The sequence below is a fragment of the Candidatus Cardinium sp. cByotN1 genome, from assembly GCF_022810525.1.
Taxonomy (GTDB): Bacteria; Bacteroidota; Bacteroidia; order Cytophagales; family Amoebophilaceae; genus Cardinium.
This window is the reverse complement of record NZ_JAACGG010000087.1, coordinates 1-1707: the sequence shown is the minus strand read 5'-3', so window position 1 is coordinate 1707 and position 1707 is coordinate 1. Positions and strand designations below refer to the sequence as shown.

General features: G+C 34.7%; 1 protein-coding gene. It reads left to right on the top strand.

Translation table 11 applies throughout. From position 1 onward, the window contains the following. Window positions 1-142: 142 nt before the first annotated feature. Window positions 143-1405 carry a hypothetical protein gene (locus MUW73_RS02555; RefSeq protein WP_243017836.1) on the top strand — a complete coding sequence of 421 codons (1263 nt, stop codon included), beginning with the start codon at window positions 143-145 and terminating at the stop codon, window positions 1403-1405. Window positions 1406-1707 lie beyond the last annotated feature (302 nt).

The following is a 1707-nucleotide window of genomic DNA, read 5'->3' as shown; positions in this document are numbered from 1 at the left end:
AGGGGCGTTTTTTTATATATTATTACATATAATAATCAAGTTAAATATAACCCTTAATTTGATGCCATTGTGTGCACAAATACAATTAAACTAAACCCATGACCTTAAAATTATTCAGAATTAAAAATTAATATTATTAGCCATGTTAAAATTTAATCCTACAAAATACCTTTTTCTTATTCTATTAGGTTGTATACTATGTAATTGCCAGCAGCATGATTCACTGAATTGGCTTAAGCGCAAAAAAAATACCCGTACTAGTTTAGGTGCCCAAAGTGATATTAATAGCAATTCTAATACTATTTCAGAATCAAAACTTAAAAATTTCCTTGTAGTGTTACATGGTCATCGAATGAATAACCAAAATACACCAGCAAAAGATATTGGAGACAACGTTAACCTAATATTAGAAGAGAACGCTAAAACACCCTTTATAATTTTTAAGCCAACATGTAGACAGAATGAGGTATCTGACAAACTCAGTATCCTTGATCAATCAAGATTAGTAGTCAATGAATTACAAGCAGCACTAAAAGCATACCTTAGAAAAGAATTCCCCAAATGGTCAAAAACAGAGATTGCGGAAGGAGTTAAAAAAGTTCCAGTTTATCTGCTTGGGAATAGTCAGGGGGGACTTGTAGCACTTATGATCGGGTACAACCAAACAAAAAAAAGCACTTATCCTAAAGTGAAAATAAATCTTAAAAGGATAATAGTCTGCAGTACACCTACAAAAGGTCTTGAGCTACTCAGTAATGCTTATCGGGACGCACAGCGTTTTGTAAGAACAATGAACAACATACTACCCCAAGCCTATAACTTAGTTGGTAGCAGCAAGAAACAAGTAACTAAGATGCCTATAGTATTAGGCTTAGCTCGCTGCTTACCTGCTTGGTTGACCTCCAAAACCCCACTAGGCCCGGGGTTGTTAGATATGCATCCAAAGTCTAAGCCTATTCAACAAGTAGTTAGCTTTATCAATGACCCAAAGCATGGTATACCTATATTCCTAATAGGTGGTAAGACAGACAAGATGAGCAAATATATCAGTAAAAATAATGGTATTAAAAGTGATATTGATCCTGGTGCAATCTCTCAAGAGTATAAAAATTTGTTTGATGAAAACTATGCACAAGTTGTGACTGGAAAAAAAGACGGAAAGCATGATGGTATCATTTCTTTAGATAGCCAGCTATGTGACAAGGCTAATATTGAATTTCATGAAACAACTAAGGGGGACCTTATTAAAAAAGATAATAAGGTCACGAGGATTCTTTTATCTGGTGATTACATACATTGCTATAATTTTACGCTAAATGATAAGCTAGGGTTCAACGCAAAAAGTGACACAACTGTAGTAGAATCTAAGAAAGCTGCAAAGTATATAGCAGCAGATATAAATTAGGTCATGAGCAATGAATCAAATATGGACAAACCTATTGACATGACATCTTCAAGGAAAACAACAGTTTTTGTATAATATTAAAGCTTTTTAAACTTACGTTTGCTTCATAAAAAAGTAAGCAAAAAATCAAGCCCTGGGTAAAAGTTTCCGTTCACCACTATGGCTTATGCTAATAAAAAAACGCGCCCTTTGAAAAAAGTGTGATCAGAAAGCGCAGTTTACAGAAGAAAAGAAGAACAGTTGCCGAGAGGGATTGCAGGTAGGCTCCTGTTTTTCCAGCTGTAAACGAAGCTTTCAGCCAC

Excerpts from the sequence above, each read along its gene's own strand:
- MUW73_RS02555 (WP_243017836.1), top strand. The coding sequence starts at position 143 with ATGTTAAAATTTAATCCTACAAAATACCTTTTTCTTATTCTATTAGGT.